Here is an 18,250-nt window from a genome sequence, read left to right on the forward strand (position 1 = left end):
ACTACAAAAGGCAGCCGCTGTAATGGCGGTTGCCAGGTGAATGTATCTTTATGTTATAAATAATATCTATTACCAAAACATTGACTTTTTAAAGGCCATTTCCTCAAAAAGCATTAATTCGTCATAGTTGACTTCCGAGCCGCAGCGGGCCATTAATACATTGACCGGGTGTTCAAGAATATCCGGGTCGTCCGTGGGCTTGGACATAAATCCTACCTTGCCGAATAGCCGGTCTAACATCTTCCTGTATTCCCAAATGTTCATTTGGTTGCCTTTTGTATCCCAGTGCCGAAAATACTCGGTGGTAATCACAATATTTTTTTCCATCAGTCTGCTGTTGAAAGCTATATCCAATAATTCAGAGCCTAACCGGTTCTGCCGATATTTATTGGCTACCTCAATACCGCCTAGTTCCAGTACAGCAGGGTGTTTAAACCATCTGCTGTACTCATCCGGATAGTGGAAAGTTACATAGCCAACAATTGTTTGAGCGTTGCGAGCAATAAATACCATACCCTCGGGTAAATCTGCAATTATGTTCAGCGCAGCCTTTTGCAGTTCCGGTTGTCGAAAATTGCTTAATTCTGTATGTATGACACAATTAGCTAATAATGCTCCATCGACCGGCCCTTCATATACCAATAGGCCTAATTCCGTTTTAACAGTTTTTGATGTAAGCAAATTAGACAAATTAATCTTCACTCCATATTTTATCAGCAATTTTGCCCGCTTCATCTGTAAAGCGATTACTGCGATCCATTGTAAAAATTCTGGCGTAACCCTTTTTACCGGTTAAATCCGGATAATTGGGCAATACCCCGTAAAGGGGGATTCCCAGTGCCCGGCTTATTTCCAGGGGATCTTCCTCGGCATAAGTAGGGTATCGGTTCAACACCAGCCCGAATCGGTCCATGCTGAGACCCTCATCTACCAGCAAGCGCACAAAAGCTTCCGCATTTGGTAAAGAAAAACCAAATGGCTCTGCCACTAGAAGCACCTGATCCATTCTGAGCAGCATATTCAGTGTATAATCACGCACTTCGCCATTCGTATCAAATATCAGCACATCAAATGATGTTTCCAGCAGACTGCGCAATAAAATATCTACACCGTTTAGTAACATTGGGGAACCGGCTAAGTTATCTTCAGTGTTACCGGCCAGTACCGATAAACCGTCAAATGTTTGGACGTATGGTTTTATTTCATCCTGGGTATATTTTATTTTCCAGCAAGGTGAGCTATCCAGGCGTTTAAATATATCCTTTAGCCATATGCCTATGTTGATTGAACTGTTTAGGCCCAGCCTTTCACTCAGGCCGCCTTTTACCAGATCCATATCCACCAACATTGTACTGTGGCCCTGTAGATGAAAAAAACCGGCTAATTCCTTAGCTACGGAGGACTTACCCGTACTGGCAGTGAAACCGTAAACTGCCATCGTTTTCATACTACCCCTCCCTTACACTAAATTTCACCGGTAACCAGCCTTTTCCCTTTTACAAAATGACCAAAGCTTGAAAATATTTTCAAGATGCTACGTCGTAAAACGAACTAAAATTTGCTTGATAAAAATATGACTGGTTTTGAAGCATTATTTTAAGGAAAGTGCGTTAGCTTATGATAGTAACATTTATACCAGCTCTAACATATTCTGTTTTAAATTGGTTAAAAAAAATGTGGCTTTGGAGGTATGTGTGTTGAGTAATAAAGATGATAGAAAACCGGATCAAATTAAGTCACAAGCTAAACACAAAGAAACCGATGCCGCGACATCAATCGGTACGGAGCCGGTTCATGGTCAGGCGGGCCCGGTGGATCCGCATCAACCTCTTCACCCCGTTGACCCGATGTATACACCATTTGACCCGGCACAGTCTGACGGCTTGCCGCCGTATCCGGACCAAGCAAATTTCGGCCCCGGATATCAGACAGGTCACCCTGCTTACCCCGGTTACTCCGATCAAGCTGGTTGCCCGGAGCCCGGTTGCCCCGAGTACCCCGGTCCACCAGGCGTTTGCCCGGGTACGGAACTGGCCAGGGCTTACATTCCCATACAAAGATTGGGAAAAGTAAACACCCCTGCCCGGGCATTGGAAACAGGCACACTGTTTCCCGAATTATATAGACCTTGCCCGTGCTAAGGTCTACAACACATAAGTAGCGGAGGTGAATTATTGTGAATCATCGTAATCAGGTACAAATGTTATTACAAATACAACGATTGTCATTTGCAGCCACGGAGCTTAACTTGTTTTTGGATACTCATCCCAATGATCAGCGGGCGCTGAGCATGTTTAACCAGGTACACAAAGATTTATGGCAAGCTGTGCGCAACTATGAAAAAATTTACGGCCCGCTGCTCAATTACGGCTATTCTCCGGCTATGCAGAATTGTTGGAAGTGGATCGATAGCCCGTGGCCTTGGGAAATTAGGTATTGATTAAATAGAAAGGATATGTGAATATGTGGGTATACGAAAAGAAGCTGCAAGTGCCCGTTCGGGTGAGTGCTCCTAACCCCCGGCTGGCTAAATATATCATTACTCAATACGGCGGGCCGGAGGGAGAACTTTCAGCCGCCCTGCGCTACTTGAATATGCGCTACACCATGCCCACCGGTATGGCCAAGGGGGTACTTACCGATATTGGTACCGAGGAGCTGGCGCATATGGAGATAGTGGCCACCCTGGTGTATAAGCTAATCGAGGGTGCCTCCATCGAAGCCATTAAAGCTGCCGACCTGGGTGCGCACTATGCGGATCACGATCGCGCCCTGTACTGGGAAAATGCCGCCGGAGTACCCTGGGTGGCCGCGTATGTTTCAGCTACCGGTGACCCGGTGGCCGACTTGCACGAAAATCTGGCCGCTGAACAAAAGGCCCGGGCTGTGTATGAAAACTTAATTCATTTAACTGATGACCCGCAGGTAAAAGACGTTTTGTGCTTTTTGCGGGAGCGGGAAATAGTACACTTCCAACGCTTTGGTGAAACACTGATGCATGTGGAAGAGTATATGTGTAAGAAGAAGGTGTTTTGATTGCATTTGTTGAAGACTGCTTGCCTTTAAAGCAAGCGGTCTTTTCTGGTTTTATGAAATAATCACATATTTTAATGCATTTTTACATAAAATCTTAGCAGATGAGAAATAAGGAGGTTTTATGCAATGCCCGACTTTGGAAACTCATTTGCTGGCCTGGCAGCGGGGCGTATATTAAATCATGAAGAACTTGTCCGGGCTATCAGGTTTATGGTAGCCGCTGAGTATGAAGCCGTCCAGTTATACATGCAGCTGGCCGAATCTACAAATAATGAGCTGGCCCGGAAAGTTTTGAAGGATATAGCTGATGAGGAACGGGTGCACGCCGGTGAGTTTTTAAGACTCCTTTATGAATTAGCACCCGATGAGGCGAAATTATATGAAGAAGGGGCCGGTGAGGTGGAAGAGCTAATTAAGAATATGAAAAAGATTGATTAATATTTATCGTTGTTGGTTTGTTGGTGCTATGGTGGGAAAACACAATAGCCGTACGGTAGGATCTCAAAAAAAAATGGAGCGGAAGACGGGATTCGAACCCGCGACCCTCGCCTTGGCAAGGCGATGCTCTACCACTGAGCTACTTCCGCATAATACTTCCGCATAAATAAATTAAGTTTTTTGGCGGAGCTGACGGGAATCGAACCCGCGATCTTCGGCGTGACAGGCCGACATGTTAGACCGCTACACCACAGCTCCGCAGTTTTAATTAATGCTTGCCTCATTAGCGACAATAACTATTATAGCTGACCGGTGGGAATGTGTCAAAGGTTTTTTCAAGAGAAACAAAAGGTTTGGTAGCCGGCAGCATAAGGAATGAGATTTGCGAGGTCTATATCTTAAATATTAACATATTATATGGCCGGGCATTATACAAATAATTGATCATATATCCGCACAAAAGTTTAAGGGAAAATCCGCTGCCCATACTTTTGTCTACAGCGGGAGCGGATTTTTCCAAACACGAAAGTAAATCTTACTTTCATACAACTATCTATTTTAATACTATTATTATTTATTACCACCATATAGACCACCATGCCGCCAACACGGCACCATCAGAGGATGAAATTACCTAACGCTATTTAGGATAGGTGAAGATTCTTCTCTTGCCTATGGTTGCCCCTCTACGCCGCCACGGGGTCATCCTGTACTCGCATCAATCGCATGCTGTTGGCGATCACAATCATGGCGGCTCCGGTGTCGGCAAAAACCGCCATCCAGAGGTTGGTGAATCCCCAGAATGTGCCCACGATAAACAATGCTTTTACCAGCAGTGCGAATGTGATATTCTGCTTAATTATGCTCAGCGTACGGCGGCCCAATTTCATGGTGTAGGGTAGTTTGGACAAATCATCGGCCATCAGGGCAATATCCGCTGTTTCCAGCGCGGTGTCGGTGCCTGCGCCCCCCATAGCAATGCCGATGTCGGCGGCGGCCAGGGCCGGCGCGTCGTTGACCCCGTCACCCACCATAGCTACCTTGCCGTAGCGTGACTGCAATTGCTTAATAGTGGATAGTTTGTCTTGGGGCAATAATTCAGCTTTGTATTCCAGCCCGCCCAGGTGATCGGCAATGGTACTGGCGGTGGCGGTATTATCTCCGGTGAGCATCATCAGTCTTTTGGTACCGGCTGAACGTAATTTCTGCAAAACAGTTGCAATGTTGGGGCGCACTTGGTCGGCAACAGCGATAATGCCCATTAGCTGTTCCGCCGTGCCCACCAGCATGGCGGTTTTGCCTTGTTTCTGTAATGCGGCCAGCTGATCTTGTACTTCGGATAATTTAGTACTCGGATCTAAATATTTATATGCGGAATCAGGGCCAATTGACATTGACATTTTGGCTAAGTCAATGCCTAAACCTTGGAATAATTTTTCATTTCCTATATAATAGTTACGTCCGTTAACCACAGCTGTGACTCCCCGACCGGTAATTGATTGGAATTGCCGGCCAGCCGGCGCTGTTGCTCCTAAACGATCGGCATATTGGAGGATGGCCCGGGCCACCGGGTGCTGAGAGCGGCTTTCCAGCGCCGCAGCTATGCTAAGCAGGAACTCCTTTTGATTGCCGGGCAGGGCTATTACATCTGTCACCTCGGGACGCCCCTCGGTGAGGGTGCCGGTCTTATCAAAAGCTATTGCATTTAATGCTCCCAACTTTTCCAGGTAGGCACCGCCTTTAATCAATACTCCCCGCCGGGCGGCACTGCCGATGGCTGATACAATGGCTACCGGGGTTGATATCACCAGTGCGCAGGGGCAGGCTATTACCAGCAGTATCAGTGCTTTCTCCAGCCAGGATTTAAAAGGTAGACCCAGGGCAAGGAAGGGAATGGTGGCCATGGCCAGCGCCACGGCAATTACCGCCGGAGTGTAATATTTGGCGAACACGTCTACAAATTGCTGAGAGGGTGCTCGCTGGGCTTGAGCTTCTTCCACCAGGTTAATAATTTTAGCCAGAGTAGTATCCTGTGCCAGTCTGGTTACTTTTATTTCCAAGGCTCCATCTTCATTAGCAGTACCGGCAAACACTTCTGCCCCGGCGTTCTTTTCTACGGGCAGCGATTCACCGGTAATAGATGCCTGGTTGACCAGAGAAGTGCCTATAAGCACCGTGCCGTCCATAGCTATGTGTTCACCGGGTTTGACGATGATTATATCTCCCACCGCAATTTGTTCCACGGGCAGCATTGCCTCAATGCCGTTGCGCCGCACCAGTGCTTCCCGGGGAGTCAGTTCCATCAATGCCCTAATGGATGACCTGGTTCTAGCCATGCTATAAGTCTGTAAGGTGTTCCCCAGGGAAAAAAGAAAGACCACGGTGGCTCCCTCAAACCATTCCCCGATGGCAACGGCCCCAATGGCGGCCACGCTCATGAGCACATTCATGTCCAGGCTGAGAGCCCTGATAGAATAAAAAGCGCTTTTTACCACAAAGAAACCGCCGGACAGCATGGCCGCCAGCAGTAGACCTATAACCAGCCGGTCAGCTGTGGTAAATAATGACGCTGCCGTACCTCCGGCTAAAAATAAGCCGGATAAGGCCGTTGATATTAGTTTGGGATCTTGCCAAACCGTCTTGCTCATACCAATAGCCGCTGTGCCGGCGGGTGTGGCTTCGTAACCGACTTCCTTAATAGTCCGCAGTATTTGCAACATACTGCAGGTGTGCTTAACGCTCATTTTGGAGGCTCCGAAATTAATTACCGCTTTTTCCACACCCGGTAAACCGGCAATTCTTTTTTCTAATTTAGCTGCGCAATCAGCGCAATCCAAGCCTTGTAAAACAAGAATTGTATTTTGCACACCTTTTTTTTGTTCAGTTGGATTTTTTACTTTTGTGCCATCCGGCTCCGCTGCATTTGCCTGTTGGCGAAGCATTCCCGGTGTTAATTCTTCCATTATATCAGGTTTTACACAATTGCAATTATGTCCCGAACGTTGTGTCATTGAATAAACCTCCAAATGCGTTAACTTTATTTTATGCCAGAAATACATATTGCATAAGCGCGTACCACAGTGAGGTACATATTACTTTTTAGAAGGATGATTTTTACCAAATTCCAAGACTTCCGCTTCTATAGGTGGGGGGCCTATTTTTACTTCAGGTGGGGTAGAATCCTCACCAGAAGCCCTGATGCTCAGCTTTAGCTGAGGAGTTCACTAATTAGCTGATATTACAGACGGGTTACCCGTTGATATAGTGTTTTTTATGTTGTAAGGCCACATCGATAATAGTTTTGACACATGCGTCAGTTAAATAATAAAACACCATTTTACCCTGTTTCCTGCTCCTGGCCAGGCCCATGTTTTTAAGCAGCCGTAAATGGTGGGAAGCCGCTGCCACACTGGATTCAATTATCTGGGAGATATCACAAACGCACAGTTCTTCCCGGGCCAGGGCATAAATAATCTTTATCCTTGTTTCATCAGCCAGCGCTTTAAATATTTGACTTAAGCCCTCAGTATTTGCCACTTGTTGTTTCATACGATTTACTTTTTCCTCATCATAACAAAATATGTCGCAAACCTGGTTTTGTTCCGGTGTTTCCATTATCATTATCACCCTTTTTAATATGATATTCAAACATTAAAACAACTGCTTTAATATTATATTAAAACAGTTCGCTATTTTTGTAAACATTATTTTAGGCAATTGATTTAATTCATGCTAAGTGTTAAAAATTAAATAGGCGCGGGTAAATATCCCATGCGGGATGATCATGGCGGATCGCCCGCCTAATTCCGGCTTATTTGCCGGTTTAGAAAAAAAATAAGAAAGGAATAATTTAGATGGCTAAAAATAAGACTCCCATCACTCCCGCCATACGAATGCTGCGTAATGAAAAGGTTAAATTTGAGGAGCATATATACGCTTATGAGGATAAGGGCGGAACCGCCGTTTCATCGAGAGAGCTTGGCGTTGATGAGCATTATATGATTAAAACACTAATTATGGAGGACGAAAATAAAAAACCTTTAATTGTCCTAATGCACGGCGACCTGCAAGTTTCCACTAAAAAACTGGCCCGGCTGCTTGGTGTAAAAAGTATATTCCCCTGTTCTCCCGATACAGCCAATAGGTATACGGGGTACATGGTAGGTGGTACTTCGCCCTTTGGTACCCGCAAGCCGATGCCTGTGTATATGGAACAAACTATTGCCGAACTGCCTGAAATATATATTAACGGGGGTAAACGTGGCTTTGCGATCAGTCTTGATCCTCGGGAAGCGATGCGTATTTTAAAACCAACTCTTGTGCAAGTGGGTATATGACGCGTTCTTAAAAATTGTCCCCGCGGGAGCTATCGGCGAGCCTCGGCATTAACTACCCTTGCTATTGTGAATGGGAAGCCGTACTGTAAAAACGCCGCCGCCCTCCGGCCGGTTTGCAGCGCTAATAAAGCCGCCGTGCCGGTTCACAATCCAACGGGCAATGGATAGTCCCAGCCCGGACCCCTCTTGTCCCCGAGTGTTTTCACTGCGGTAGAAGCGGTCAAAAATGCGATCCTCTTCCCCGGGCGTCAAACCGGGTCCCTGGTCAGTCACGGTAATCTCCACCCACTGACGCGGAAGCACAGTGGCCGTTAACCCTATCGTACTGCACGGGGGTGAATATTTAAAGGCATTGTCCAACAATATGAACATTAACTGGCTGAAGTAATCGCGGTTTACCAGCACCCGGGCTTCGGGTGAATAGTGTTCCTCATAAACAAACTCCCGATCACCGGCTAAAAAACGAGCTTTTCTAGCAACTCCCTGCAGTAGTTCTGTCAAAAGAACAGATTCCTTTTCCGGCATAAAGCCGGCATCAGCCCGGGCCAATATCAAAAGGTCTTCCACCAGCCGGGTCAGGCGGCGGGCCTCGTCGGTGATATCATTTAGCGCCTCTGATATCAGTGCCGGGTCGGCAGCTTGCATTTTTAACAGCAGTTCGGCATTGCCCCTGATGGTGGTCAGTGGTGTGCGCAGTTCGTGGGAGGCGTCGGAAACAAACCGGCGCTGCAGGTCATAGCTTTGCTGCAAGCGGTGGTACATAGTTTCCAGCCGTTCAAACATGGCGTTTAAAGTGACTACCAGCCGTCCCAGCTCGTCAGACGGGCCGGTATAATCGATACGTCTGCTCAAATCACTGCCGCTTTCTATGGAAGCTGCTGTGCCGGTGATTTTATCCAGAGGCTTTAAAGCTGTTCGGGCTAAAAGCCAACCCAGCAGTGCGGCCAGGATGATCGAAACCGTACCCACAAGGGCGATAAAAAACCGCAGCCGGTTTAAGAGCGTGTGTACTGTGGACAGTGCCCGTCCCACTTGCAGCAGTCCCACCAGTTGCCCCTCAACCACCAGCGGCACATTATACACCCGTATTTGTTGTCCGCCGGCCTGTACGGTTTCGTAAAAGCCTTTTCCTTTTAGTGCATATTTCAGCGTGTATTCTCCCAAGGGCAGATATTGTCCCCCCAGGTTGTTGGATCGGGATACCACCCGACCCCGGGTATCCACCGCTTGCAGGTAGGTATCGGGTGTAGCAAAAACATCCACGTTGGGCAGTGCTACTTCGAGCAGCGAAAAAGGGCTGCCTGTAACCCTAATTGATTTGACCAGCGATGCAGCCCTGGCGGCGATGCCTTCATCCACTTCTCTATATAACGTGTGGGAAGTGGCTAGAAGCAGTGCCGTAGTTAATATAAACAGTACCAGGACGAGCACTCCGGTATAGAGCAGGGTTAGTTTGGTGCGCAGGTGCATTTGATGATCACTCCTCCTGGAACGGCGGTCTTGGAAATATCGGCATTTATTTATCGCATATCCGCCAGGGCCGCCTGACCGTGAAGCTGGCTGAGAACCCCTCAACACCCGGCACCAAAATTGCCGGCTGTCACTGATCCTTTAAAGTATACCCCACACCTCGCACGGTATGGATTAATTTCGGTGCTTGAGGGGATCCCAGTTTCTGACGTAAACTGCCTATGTAAACCTCCAGTACATTGGATTCACCGGAAAAATCATAGCCCCAGATCCGTTCCATGATTTGGTTGCGTGTTAAAACCTGACGAGGGTGCTGCATAAAAAGCTTGAGCAGTTCAAACTCCCGAGTGGTCAGGGGAATAACCCCGCTGCCCCGCCGGGCCTCCCTTTTTCCCAGGTCCAGAGTTAAATCGGCAAAGGTCAGCATATGCCCATCCTCACGGCCAAACCGGCGTACCCGGCGCAAAAGCGCCCTAACCCGGGCCAGCAGTTCCTCCAGGGCAAATGGTTTCACCAGATAGTCATCGGCCCCCACGTCCAGCCCACGCACCCGATCGGCTACTTCATCCCGGGCGGTGAGCATTAAAATGGGTACATCACTTTGCATTCTTAGGTGCCGACACACCTCCCAGCCGTCCAAGCCCGGCATCATTATATCCAGTATTACCAAGTCGGGCTTGGATTGTTCAGCCTGCTGCAGCCCTTCCACGCCATTATAGGCTATAAATGTTTCATGGCCTTCAAATGTCAGCACCCTTTGCATCATACTGGTGATTTTTTTATCGTCGTCTACAACCAGTATTCTCAAAACCGGTCCCACTCCTATACCAGCTATTTTTCCGCCAGGGTAATGGTCACATTTTTCTTGGTTCCGCTTCTTTCGATCACCAAGACAATCTTATCGCCTATTTTGCTTTTTTCAATGATGCTGGTGATATCACCGGCGGCCGTGATCTTTTGTCCATTGATGGATAAAATGGCGTCGCCCTGCGCCAATCCCGCTTTTTCCGCGGGCGACCCGGGCATTACACCGGACAGCACGGCTCCCTCGCTGCTTTGCAGGCCCAGTTGTTTAGCTAGGTCGGCGTTTAAAGTCTGGATATATACTCCCATATAAGGGCGGGATACCTTACCATTTTCTATCAATGTATCCAGTACGGATTTAACCGTATTGACCGGGATGGCAAAACCAATACCCTGAGCGCCGGCATTTACGGCGGTGTTGATACCGATTACCCGGCCGGACAGGTTTAAAAGCGGTCCGCCGCTGTTGCCCGGGTTAATGGAAGCGTCAGTTTGGAGCAGGTTTTTGTACTGCCGGTCTTCTACCTGCACAGGCCGACCTTTGGCGCTGATGACGCCGGTAGTGACGGTATGGTCGAGTCCGTATGGATTGCCGATGGCAATAACCCATTCGCCCACCTTGATGTTGTCATCGTTACCCAGCTCCAGGTAGGGCAGTTCTTTATTTGCACTAATTTTAAGAACTGCCAAATCCAGCTCGGCATCTGAGCCAATTATTTTTGCAGTCAACGGTTTCTCCTGATCATTGATATATACTTTGATTTCTGTAGCTCCGCTGATTACGTGTTCGTTGGTCAATACATAACCATCATCACTGATAATAAATCCGGATCCCATACCCTGGCGCACGTCCGGTTCTATTTTATAAGGTCCGGGAGTGCCGAAAAATTCACGGAAAAACGGGTCGTTAAAGAAAGGGTCAATACGCTGGGTATTGCTTTTTTGCAAGGTCTCAATTTTTACCACCGCAGGGCTGGTTTTAGCCACAGTGTTCGCAATTATGTCCGTGCCCACCGGTGATACGGCGGTCTTTACGTTTTGTGCCGCGCTGGTTGCCGCAAGTGCGGGGTTAAAACCATCCCTGGGGAAATACAAAAACACTCCCCCCAGCAAAGCGGCTTCCAGTACCAGCGCCGCCAAAATGCCAATTAATGTAGTACGGAAAGATTTGTCCCTGGTCATTATTAATCCCCCTTGCTTGTTTTTTCCCGACAACCTAATAATGACAGGGTAAGCTGAAAAAGGCATGAATAAAAGATTAAAATTTTTTAATCTTTTATTTTTGTGCAACTTATCCCGACTAAAGCACTTAAGCACTAAACCTCCTGCATCAAGTCGTCTATCGGCAGCCTGGGCCTCGGTGCCGGTTTCTGGTCCGCATATCCGAGCGGAACCAGTGCCACCACCTGTATATTTTCGCCCAGTTCCAATACTCTCCTGACACCGCTTTGTTTAAACATCATAATCCAGCAAGTACCCAGCCCAAGATCGGTGGCCCGTAAAATTAAATGTTCAATGGCAATGGCGCAGTTAGTCGAAGCATAGGCCCGAAGAGCTTTTTCGTCCATGGCCTGGCGCCGTTTCATGTATTCATCGCCGCTGATGTTCTCTAAATCCGTACCGGTAAAGGCCCCTGCCTCAACCAGCTCCTTAATGCGCTGCGGGGTATGCTTGTAGGCGGTAAGGTCTATGCAGCAGGCCACAACCACCGGTGCGCTAGTGACAAATTTTAATGTGTGCTCGGCCAGCTGTTGGCGTTTTTCCGCACTTTTGACCAGCACGAACCGCCAGGGCTGCAGGTTGGTGCCCGATGGAGCAAGCCGGGCCGCCTCCAGTATTTCATGGATATATTCGTCAGGTACCGGTTCAGGCTTGTATTTGCGGATACTTCTTCGTTTGCGAATTACTTCCATAAATTCCATAGGTCAGCCTCCCCACTGAGTATTTGCTTAAGTATGTGCAGTAGTACAAGAACTAATAAAGGTAGGTACTACTTGCTATTATGTCAGTAATTGGCATATTTTACCCATTAAGATCCATTAAGATAAAGAGTCTATTAATAAAAAAAAGCAGAGATGAAATGATTCGACTTGCATATCTTCCCCGGGTTTATTTAGTTAGATTTACCGTACTTCGTGCTGCTGCAGTATTTGCACTTTCCGTACAGGTACAGAGAAAAGCTGTCAATGTTAAAACCATCCACTTGGTTGGGGACAGGTAGATCCTCCAGAGCGATATCCAAATCGTAAACTCTCTGGCACTGGTGACAAAGGAAGTGGCAATGTGGACGGGGGTTGGGGTCAAAACGACGTCTCTGGGGGTCAATACTTATCTCCTGAATTTCACCGGCTCTGGCCAGTGCCTCCAGGGTGTTGTATACGGTGGCCGCAGAAAGCGAAGGGTATTCCGGCTTTAATTCCCGGTATATTTCCTCAGCCGACGGGTGGCTTGTATTGCCGTCAAGCAAGTGCATGATTGCCATGCGCTGCGGTGTAGCCCTTAGGCCGAGTTTTTTGAGTTTTTTAATCATAGCTTTAATCCCTCAGCAATTTTATTTTTAGTTTAGCATGCTATGTTATAACAATAGCACGCTTGTATGCAATCCTTCTTTTGTATTTTTTAATATATTATATTAGTTTATAAATAAAATAAGATAGATTTTATTATTTGTCAATAACATAGTTTTAACTTATGATTATTATGCAACAAAAAAGCGTGAGTAAATACTATAAGGCTTGCCTATATTAGAACACCATCCAGGGTGTCGGCATCACATCAAAGCCCCTGTGGCCGGCAAGGAATACCGGAGGCCGGTTGAGAAATCGTTAATGCTCCATTTGTAGTCCCGATGTTCAGCTTTAGCTGAACAAGTTCGCCGCCAATTTTAAATATTCTAAATTATTAATAATAAAATAAAGGGATTTGTCCTACCGGTGTTTAATCAATTTAAAAAGAACAGGAGGTGAGTGCTGTTTCGCTGCCATAATCTTAGTCGACTTTTATATTTCGGCTATTAGGCGGCAGAACAGTCAAGTAATATGTCATTTGAATATCTATTATATGATCAAAAAGATAAAATAGGTTATATAAGTCTCAATCGACCTGAGAAACGCAATGCATTATCCAAAGGGTTATTGGAAGAATTGGCTGGACTTTTAGCTGTTGTTGGTGCCGAAATAATAACTGAAAAGAGAGTTAATGTGATCGTTATCAAGGGCATAGGCCAAGCATTTTCTGCCGGACACGATCTTAAAGAAGTGTATGAAAGTAATCCCCAAGAACTGCTGCAGCTTTTCCAGGCATGCTACAAAACCATGCAGGCTATCCGGGATACTGGGCAGCCGGTAATTGCCCAGGTGCGCGGTATAGCTACCGCGGCCGGCTGTCAGCTGGCCGCCGCATGTGACCTGGCGGTAGCCTCCGAGGATGCCATGTTTGGTACGCCAGGGGTGAAAATTGGTCTTTTCTGCAGTACCCCGGCTGTTTTTTTAAGCAGAAATATCGGTCGAAAAAAAGCTATGGAAATGCTCTTGACCGGTGCCTTAATGCCCGCCCGGGAGGCTTTGATCTATGGGCTGGTGAATAAAGTAGTGCCGACAGAAGAATTGGACCGTGCCACTGAACAGATGGCGGCCACTATAGCTGATTATAGCACTTCGGCCATCGCTATAGGGAAAAAGGCATTCTACCGTCAAATTAACATGGAGGACTTCCAGGCTTTAAACTACGCCAGTGAAGTAATCACCTTGAACAGTACTACCAAAGACGCTCGTGAGGGTATTAGTGCATTTATAGAAAAAAGACATCCTAAGTGGACAGATTAAGATGGAATAATTAGACTCATTGCCTGACATTTAGTAGCCCGGGATTTGTTAGAAGAAGATGATTGAAATCAAGCCCCGGCGAAATAACGTTGGGGCTTGATTTATCTTAGTTGTGCCCGGCATGGGCATAGTCTGGCGGGTGAAAATCACGAGTGCGGGTTGATAGTGCCAAACACACAGCCAAAGGCAAGGGTGTTCATCGCGAGGTGAAGGCGTGGTGCTATAAAGGGGATTTTATCAAAATCCCTATGACGTGGTGGCGTAATTCAGCCAGCCAATTTGTAAATATGGCATTGTCTAGCGGTTGGTTTGATGAGATTGGATTAGTTAGCTTAGTTTTGTACAAGGTCGGCATTTTGCATCATTTCCGAGAGGGGGTGACTGGAGTTTATCAGTAGCCGTATACGAGGCCCGTACGTGCTGGTTTCGTGAGGTGGATAACGCTGCAGTAATCACTGCGGCGCTACCCTAGTCGATTAAGCCTATATAGCCGGAATAAATTTAAAACCGTACCTGGTTACTCCTTCTTCTTCATATATCTTTCTGAATACGGCCTTCACCGGCATACCGATGGTAAGTCCCTCTTCAGGGGGATTAACCACCTGGGCTATCACCCGGGGGCCTTCTTCCAATTGCACAATAGCCACGGGATAGCTGCCTTTGCAGTGTGCTTCGGCGGCAAACTCCGGCGGAGCCCCGCCACCGGCAATGATGGTGTATGAATATATTGTACCCCTGCCGCTGAGCTGCACATTTTCAAAGGTTGTACCCTGAGAACAGTATTTACATACCGCTTTGGAAGGGAAATTAACCTTGCCGCAGGACCGGCAGCGCTGGCCGATCAGCCGGTAGCGCTGGGGAACCGCCCTTTGGTACATGGGAATGGATATATGAGCGCCCATTTAATCACCTCAGATACTTTTTTTCAGTTTAAGATATTGAACGTAGCTGATATATTTTTTATATTCCAGCGCTGCCCGCCAGGGATTCGTTTCTGTCGTTACTGCTTGATTTAAGTTAAAACTCAGCGCCTGACTGCCCGAACCGGAACCATATGAACAAACTATTATGCTGTCTCCGGCGGCGGCTGCTTCCAGTACCCGGCAAAGTGCCAACAGCGGTGATGCGGCCCCGGTATCACCCAGTTGGGCGTAAACTTGGCTTTCTTTTAATTGCTCCTCGCTGCAGCCCATTTTTTTGCCCAGTGCCGCAGCAGTTTTAGCGTCGCTCTGGTGTAATATAACGTGGTTATAATCGGCCAGGCCCCGGCCGGTTTTACTTACCAGGCCCGTCACCGCTGCTTTGACTGTTGCATTATAATCCTTTGCGGCATAAGCTTTGACACCGATATCACGGATATCCGTTTCACCCGGCAGCCGGTAGCGCAGTCCCATAGCTTCATTTGAGCAGGCATAAACTGCCTCAAAAGTCAGCCCCGGCTTATTCTTGGCCAGCACGAATGCACAGGCACCGGCACCAAAGCCATGTTCTATATCCATATCTGCTCCTGAGGCGGGCGCATCGGATATGATCACCAGTGCGTAAGGCCGGTCCGTCTGCTCCATGAGACCCAGGGCTGATAGTATAGCTTGTGTACCTGCTGTAGTGGAATTGGCATGTTGGGCGGTTAAAACGTTATTATTCAAGCCCAGCGCTTCCACTACGGTGCCCGACATTTCTTTTTCCTGGTAGGGAAAATGCGTAGAAGCCAGGGTCAGCACGCCCACGCATGATATATCCAAGCCCGCCAGCGCATTCCGGGCCGCTTCCACGGCCATAGTGGTAACGTCCTCATCTATGTCCAGCACTGTTTTTTCCCGCATACCGGCAGAGCAGCCGCCCAGGGCATTTAGATATTCGTCTCTTTTAATGCGCAGGTACGGCAGGTAAACTCCGTAAGACATGATACTCTTAGCCATCAGGCATCCCCCCTCTGGTAGATGAATACCGCGGCTGTTCCACCGGAACCACCTACATTGTGGGATAAAGCGTACCTGGCGTTTTTAATCTGTCTGCCGGGCTCTTTGGCCTCGCCACGCAGCTGCTTAAATATTTCAACCGCCATACCGCAGCCGGTGGCGCCAATGGGGTGTCCCTTGGCCTTCAGCCCACCGCTGTTGTTAACCGGCAATTTGCCGTCCCGCTGGGTAATGCCTTCTTCCAGCAGGTATTGGGCCCGGCCTTCTTCGGCAAAGCCCAGGTCGGCATAAGCCAATATCTCGGCAATGGTAAAGCAATCATGCACCTCGGCAAAATCTATGTCATTGGGCCCTACACCGGCTTGCTGATAGGCTTCCGCGGCGGCCTTACGGGTAGCTGACAGCCTGGTCATACTGTCCCTGTCGTGAATAGCCAGGAAGTCGCTGGCTGCCCCGAAACCTTTTAAATAAACCGGTTTATCAGTAAACTCACGGGCTATTTGGGCATTGCAGAGCAGCACGGCTGCAGCGCCGTCAGTGGTTGGACTGCAGTCCCATACGTTAAACGGATAGGCCACGGGCACGCCTTTCACAGCCTGCTCTACAGTAATCTCTTTACGGAATTGTGCTTTGGGGTTGGCCACTGCGTGGCGGTGGTTTTTCACCGCCACCATCGACAGGTGTTCTCTTTTTAGCCCGTAGTCATGCATATATCGGGCCGCCATTAAGGCATAAATTCCGGCAAATGTAGACCCGGCCAGGCGCTCGAATTCCGTATCTCCGGATACGCCCAGCCAGTAGCGGCCTTTACTGGAGGATACATCCCGCATTTTTTCCACGCCCGCGGCCAGCACCAGGTCAACCTTACCCGAGGCCACGGCACAGGCGGCATTATACAAAGCATACCCGCCCGAGGCACAGGCGTTTTCAATTCTCACGGCGTTTACATGGGGCAGGCCCACGTGGCCCATAAGCAACGGGGCCAGCTGTCCCAGCTGAAATCCGCTGCCTGCGCTCAAGCTGCCTATATAAGCAGCCCCAATTCTTTGCTGATCCAGGCCCCGGTCCACGCTTTGCAGCATTTCCAGATAGGCTTCCGCAAACAATTCTTTAACACCCTTGCCGGGAAAATCGCCGTAACGGGTTTGCCCGGCGCCAATAATGGCTACACTTTCCACCCGGTCTCACCTTCTTTCTCACTGAAGAGATTATATTTCCAATTCTTTAAGCAGTCTGCCGGCTATGACCATACGCTGTATTTCGTTGGTCCCTTCGTATATACGGGTAAGCCTGGCGTCCCGGTAAAAACGTTCTACCGGAAATTCCTTCATGTAACCCATGCCGCCGTGTATCTGGACTGCTTTATCGACCACTCTGCCCAGGGCTTCCGAAGCAAATAGTTTGACCATTGGTCCTTCTTTAATCACGGGCATGTTTTGGTCCACCATCCAGGCCACTCTGTAGGTCAGCGCCCGGGCAGCTTCGGTATCGGTGGCCATTTCCGCCAGCATCCACTGGATAGCCTGGAAACCGGCAATTGGTCTGCCGAACTGCACTCGCTGCTGGGCATATTTGGCCGACAGCTCAATTAATTTATCACAGGCGCCTACACAGCGAGCCCCCAGAGCCACCCGGCCTTTGCTTAAGATTCGCAGGGCACTGGCATAGCCTTTGCCAACAATCCCCAATACATTTTCTTTGGGCACTTCACAATCTTCAAAGATGATTTCCGAAGTATGTGAACCGCGCAGGCCCATTTTCTTTTCAATGGTGCCAATGGAAAAGCCGGGAAAGTCTTTTTCCACGATAAAGGCGGTATAGCCTCCCCGGGCTCCTTTTTCTTTATCCGTTACGGCGATCACGGTAAATACCCTTGCCTCCGGGGCATTGGTGATAAAGTGTTTCATACCGTTTAAAATCCATTTATCGCCCTTTAAAACGGCGGTAGTTTTCATATTGGCCGCATCCGATCCGGAATCAGGCTCGGTGAGGCCAAAGGCCCCTATTTTATCACCGCTGGCCAGGCCAGGCAGGTATTTTTTCTTTAATTCATCGTTGGCCAGCTCCACAATACCGGTAGTACCGATGCCCGTATGAGCGCCGATAAGAGTGGTAAAGCTCATATTGGCCCGGCCCAGTTCCTCCAGCAGCAGGCATTTTTCCAGCATGTTGATGCCCAGGCCACCGTACTGCTCGGGTATGCTCATCCCAAACAAGCCCATTTCCTTGGCCTGGTCGATGAGGTGCCGGGGGATATGGTCTTCTTCTTCAATTTGTTGGGCACAGGGCTCAACTTCGTTATCCACAAAATCGCGGATAGTACGCTTCATATCTTTTATTTCATCAGATAAGCTAAAATCCATGATTACAGCCCTCCTTTTTATCATTTCATTGATTAAGTGCTCTACCAATAAAATATAAG

Annotated in this window: 20 protein-coding genes and 2 tRNA genes; 7 read left to right on the top strand and 15 right to left on the bottom strand. The window is 48.2% G+C overall.

Annotation, left to right across the window (positions count from 1 at the left end; genetic code table 11):
* Positions 1 to 69: 69 nt before the first annotated feature.
* Positions 70 to 690 (bottom strand): GNAT family N-acetyltransferase, encoded by a 621-nt coding sequence (locus tag ABDB91_RS08600; protein WP_347491189.1) that lies wholly within the window; start codon positions 688 to 690, stop codon positions 70 to 72.
* Position 691: 1 nt separating this feature from the next.
* Positions 692 to 1,447, bottom strand: a complete 756-nt coding sequence (locus ABDB91_RS08605; RefSeq protein ID WP_347491190.1) for a hypothetical protein — start codon at positions 1,445 to 1,447, stop codon at positions 692 to 694.
* A 250-nt stretch (positions 1,448 to 1,697) separates the two neighbouring features.
* On the opposite strand from ABDB91_RS08605, the gene ABDB91_RS08610 reads away from it, so the two are divergent.
* The 4 genes from ABDB91_RS08610 to ABDB91_RS08625 all read left to right on the top strand — a co-directional run bounded on the left by ABDB91_RS08610 (position 1,698) and on the right by ABDB91_RS08625 (position 3,474).
* A complete protein-coding gene (locus ABDB91_RS08610; RefSeq protein WP_347491191.1) occupies positions 1,698 to 2,141 on the top strand; it encodes a spore coat associated protein CotJA in 444 nt (147 codons plus the stop codon).
* A 35-nt stretch (positions 2,142 to 2,176) separates the two neighbouring features.
* A complete protein-coding gene (locus tag ABDB91_RS08615) occupies positions 2,177 to 2,440 on the top strand; it encodes a spore coat protein CotJB (RefSeq protein ID WP_347491192.1) in 264 nt (87 codons plus the stop codon).
* Between the two features lie 23 nt (positions 2,441 to 2,463).
* Positions 2,464 to 3,036: a manganese catalase family protein gene (locus tag ABDB91_RS08620; protein WP_347491193.1), complete on the top strand. Its 573-nt coding sequence runs from the start codon at positions 2,464 to 2,466 to the stop codon at positions 3,034 to 3,036.
* 126 nt (positions 3,037 to 3,162) lie between these two features.
* Positions 3,163 to 3,474 (top strand): ferritin family protein, encoded by a 312-nt coding sequence (locus ABDB91_RS08625; RefSeq protein ID WP_347491194.1) that lies wholly within the window; start codon positions 3,163 to 3,165, stop codon positions 3,472 to 3,474.
* Between the two features lie 74 nt (positions 3,475 to 3,548).
* Here ABDB91_RS08625 and ABDB91_RS08630 read toward each other — a convergent pair.
* The 4 genes from ABDB91_RS08630 to ABDB91_RS08645 form a co-directional block, all read right to left on the bottom strand.
* Positions 3,549 to 3,623: transfer RNA gene (locus tag ABDB91_RS08630), tRNA-Gly, on the bottom strand.
* A 32-nt stretch (positions 3,624 to 3,655) separates the two neighbouring features.
* Positions 3,656 to 3,732 (bottom strand) — tRNA-Asp (locus ABDB91_RS08635).
* 428 nt (positions 3,733 to 4,160) lie between these two features.
* A complete protein-coding gene (locus tag ABDB91_RS08640; RefSeq protein WP_347491195.1) occupies positions 4,161 to 6,485 on the bottom strand; it encodes a heavy metal translocating P-type ATPase in 2,325 nt (774 codons plus the stop codon).
* 238 nt (positions 6,486 to 6,723) lie between these two features.
* Positions 6,724 to 7,089: a metalloregulator ArsR/SmtB family transcription factor gene (locus tag ABDB91_RS08645; RefSeq protein WP_347491196.1), complete on the bottom strand. Its 366-nt coding sequence runs from the start codon at positions 7,087 to 7,089 to the stop codon at positions 6,724 to 6,726.
* A gap of 239 nt (positions 7,090 to 7,328) precedes the next feature.
* Here ABDB91_RS08645 and ybaK point away from each other — a divergent pair, with 239 nt between their 5' ends.
* On the top strand, positions 7,329 to 7,811 hold the full coding sequence (gene ybaK, locus ABDB91_RS08650; RefSeq protein WP_347491197.1) for a Cys-tRNA(Pro) deacylase: 483 nt from the start codon (positions 7,329 to 7,331) through the stop codon (positions 7,809 to 7,811).
* 48 nt (positions 7,812 to 7,859) lie between these two features.
* Here the strand turns inward: ybaK and ABDB91_RS08655 are convergent, their stop codons facing one another.
* The 5 genes from ABDB91_RS08655 to ABDB91_RS08675 all read right to left on the bottom strand — a co-directional run bounded on the left by ABDB91_RS08655 (position 7,860) and on the right by ABDB91_RS08675 (position 12,615).
* Positions 7,860 to 9,281, bottom strand: coding sequence for a HAMP domain-containing sensor histidine kinase (locus tag ABDB91_RS08655; RefSeq protein WP_347491198.1), 1,422 nt, complete (start codon positions 9,279 to 9,281; stop codon positions 7,860 to 7,862).
* 130 nt (positions 9,282 to 9,411) lie between these two features.
* The gene (locus ABDB91_RS08660) at positions 9,412 to 10,089 is read right to left on the bottom strand and encodes a response regulator transcription factor (RefSeq protein ID WP_347491199.1); all 678 of its coding nucleotides are present in this window, start codon (positions 10,087 to 10,089) and stop codon (positions 9,412 to 9,414) included.
* 23 nt (positions 10,090 to 10,112) lie between these two features.
* Positions 10,113 to 11,267: a trypsin-like peptidase domain-containing protein gene (locus ABDB91_RS08665; protein ID WP_347491200.1), complete on the bottom strand. Its 1,155-nt coding sequence runs from the start codon at positions 11,265 to 11,267 to the stop codon at positions 10,113 to 10,115.
* 134 nt (positions 11,268 to 11,401) lie between these two features.
* Positions 11,402 to 12,007, bottom strand: coding sequence for a nitroreductase family protein (locus ABDB91_RS08670; protein ID WP_347491201.1), 606 nt, complete (start codon positions 12,005 to 12,007; stop codon positions 11,402 to 11,404).
* A 191-nt stretch (positions 12,008 to 12,198) separates the two neighbouring features.
* A complete protein-coding gene (locus ABDB91_RS08675) occupies positions 12,199 to 12,615 on the bottom strand; it encodes a transcriptional repressor (RefSeq protein ID WP_347491202.1) in 417 nt (138 codons plus the stop codon).
* 508 nt (positions 12,616 to 13,123) lie between these two features.
* Here ABDB91_RS08675 and ABDB91_RS08680 point away from each other — a divergent pair.
* Both ABDB91_RS08680 and ABDB91_RS08685 read left to right on the top strand, forming a co-directional pair.
* Positions 13,124 to 13,909 carry an enoyl-CoA hydratase gene (locus ABDB91_RS08680; protein ID WP_347491203.1) on the top strand — a complete coding sequence of 262 codons (786 nt, stop codon included), beginning with the start codon at positions 13,124 to 13,126 and terminating at the stop codon, positions 13,907 to 13,909.
* 152 nt (positions 13,910 to 14,061) lie between these two features.
* Positions 14,062 to 14,307 carry a hypothetical protein gene (locus ABDB91_RS08685; RefSeq protein ID WP_347491204.1) on the top strand — a complete coding sequence of 82 codons (246 nt, stop codon included), beginning with the start codon at positions 14,062 to 14,064 and terminating at the stop codon, positions 14,305 to 14,307.
* Positions 14,308 to 14,391: 84 nt separating this feature from the next.
* Here the strand turns inward: ABDB91_RS08685 and ABDB91_RS08690 are convergent, their stop codons facing one another.
* Genes ABDB91_RS08690 through ABDB91_RS08705 form a run of 4 tightly spaced genes read right to left on the bottom strand, consistent with a single transcriptional unit; the run spans position 14,392 to position 18,191 of the window.
* Positions 14,392 to 14,811 carry a Zn-ribbon domain-containing OB-fold protein gene (locus tag ABDB91_RS08690; protein ID WP_347491205.1) on the bottom strand — a complete coding sequence of 140 codons (420 nt, stop codon included), beginning with the start codon at positions 14,809 to 14,811 and terminating at the stop codon, positions 14,392 to 14,394.
* A 9-nt stretch (positions 14,812 to 14,820) separates the two neighbouring features.
* Positions 14,821 to 15,828 carry a 3-oxoacyl-[acyl-carrier-protein] synthase III C-terminal domain-containing protein gene (locus ABDB91_RS08695; RefSeq protein WP_347491206.1) on the bottom strand — a complete coding sequence of 336 codons (1,008 nt, stop codon included), beginning with the start codon at positions 15,826 to 15,828 and terminating at the stop codon, positions 14,821 to 14,823.
* The gene (locus tag ABDB91_RS08700) at positions 15,828 to 17,006 is read right to left on the bottom strand and encodes a thiolase domain-containing protein (RefSeq protein WP_347491207.1); all 1,179 of its coding nucleotides are present in this window, start codon (positions 17,004 to 17,006) and stop codon (positions 15,828 to 15,830) included. The genes ABDB91_RS08695 and ABDB91_RS08700 overlap by 1 nt, the downstream gene beginning before the upstream one ends.
* Before the next feature lie 30 nt (positions 17,007 to 17,036).
* Positions 17,037 to 18,191 (bottom strand): acyl-CoA dehydrogenase family protein, encoded by a 1,155-nt coding sequence (locus ABDB91_RS08705; RefSeq protein ID WP_347491208.1) that lies wholly within the window; start codon positions 18,189 to 18,191, stop codon positions 17,037 to 17,039.
* Positions 18,192 to 18,250: the final 59 nt, after the last annotated feature.

The organism is Desulfoscipio sp. XC116, from assembly GCF_039851975.1.
In the GTDB taxonomy this organism is placed as follows: domain Bacteria; phylum Bacillota; class Desulfotomaculia; order Desulfotomaculales; family Desulfallaceae; genus Sporotomaculum.

What these genes read in the sequence shown, in the direction of transcription:
- ABDB91_RS08675 (WP_347491202.1), bottom strand. Translation starts at nt 12,615, where the DNA reads ATGATTAAAAAACTCAAAAAACTCGGCCTAAGGGCTACACCGCAGCGC.
- ABDB91_RS08665 (WP_347491200.1), bottom strand. Translation starts at nt 11,267, where the DNA reads ATGACCAGGGACAAATCTTTCCGTACTACATTAATTGGCATTTTGGCG.
- ABDB91_RS08655 (WP_347491198.1), bottom strand. Translation starts at nt 9,281, where the DNA reads ATGCACCTGCGCACCAAACTAACCCTGCTCTATACCGGAGTGCTCGTC.
- ABDB91_RS08605 (WP_347491190.1), bottom strand. Translation starts at nt 1,447, where the DNA reads ATGAAAACGATGGCAGTTTACGGTTTCACTGCCAGTACGGGTAAGTCC.
- ABDB91_RS08625 (WP_347491194.1), top strand. Translation starts at nt 3,163, where the DNA reads ATGCCCGACTTTGGAAACTCATTTGCTGGCCTGGCAGCGGGGCGTATA.
- ABDB91_RS08690 (WP_347491205.1), bottom strand. Translation starts at nt 14,811, where the DNA reads ATGGGCGCTCATATATCCATTCCCATGTACCAAAGGGCGGTTCCCCAG.
- ABDB91_RS08680 (WP_347491203.1), top strand. Translation starts at nt 13,124, where the DNA reads ATGTCATTTGAATATCTATTATATGATCAAAAAGATAAAATAGGTTAT.
- ABDB91_RS08695 (WP_347491206.1), bottom strand. Translation starts at nt 15,828, where the DNA reads ATGGCTAAGAGTATCATGTCTTACGGAGTTTACCTGCCGTACCTGCGC.
- ABDB91_RS08705 (WP_347491208.1), bottom strand. Translation starts at nt 18,191, where the DNA reads ATGGATTTTAGCTTATCTGATGAAATAAAAGATATGAAGCGTACTATC.
- ybaK (WP_347491197.1), top strand. Translation starts at nt 7,329, where the DNA reads ATGGCTAAAAATAAGACTCCCATCACTCCCGCCATACGAATGCTGCGT.
- ABDB91_RS08620 (WP_347491193.1), top strand. Translation starts at nt 2,464, where the DNA reads ATGTGGGTATACGAAAAGAAGCTGCAAGTGCCCGTTCGGGTGAGTGCT.
- ABDB91_RS08645 (WP_347491196.1), bottom strand. Translation starts at nt 7,089, where the DNA reads ATGGAAACACCGGAACAAAACCAGGTTTGCGACATATTTTGTTATGAT.
- ABDB91_RS08670 (WP_347491201.1), bottom strand. Translation starts at nt 12,007, where the DNA reads ATGGAATTTATGGAAGTAATTCGCAAACGAAGAAGTATCCGCAAATAC.
- ABDB91_RS08640 (WP_347491195.1), bottom strand. Translation starts at nt 6,485, where the DNA reads ATGACACAACGTTCGGGACATAATTGCAATTGTGTAAAACCTGATATA.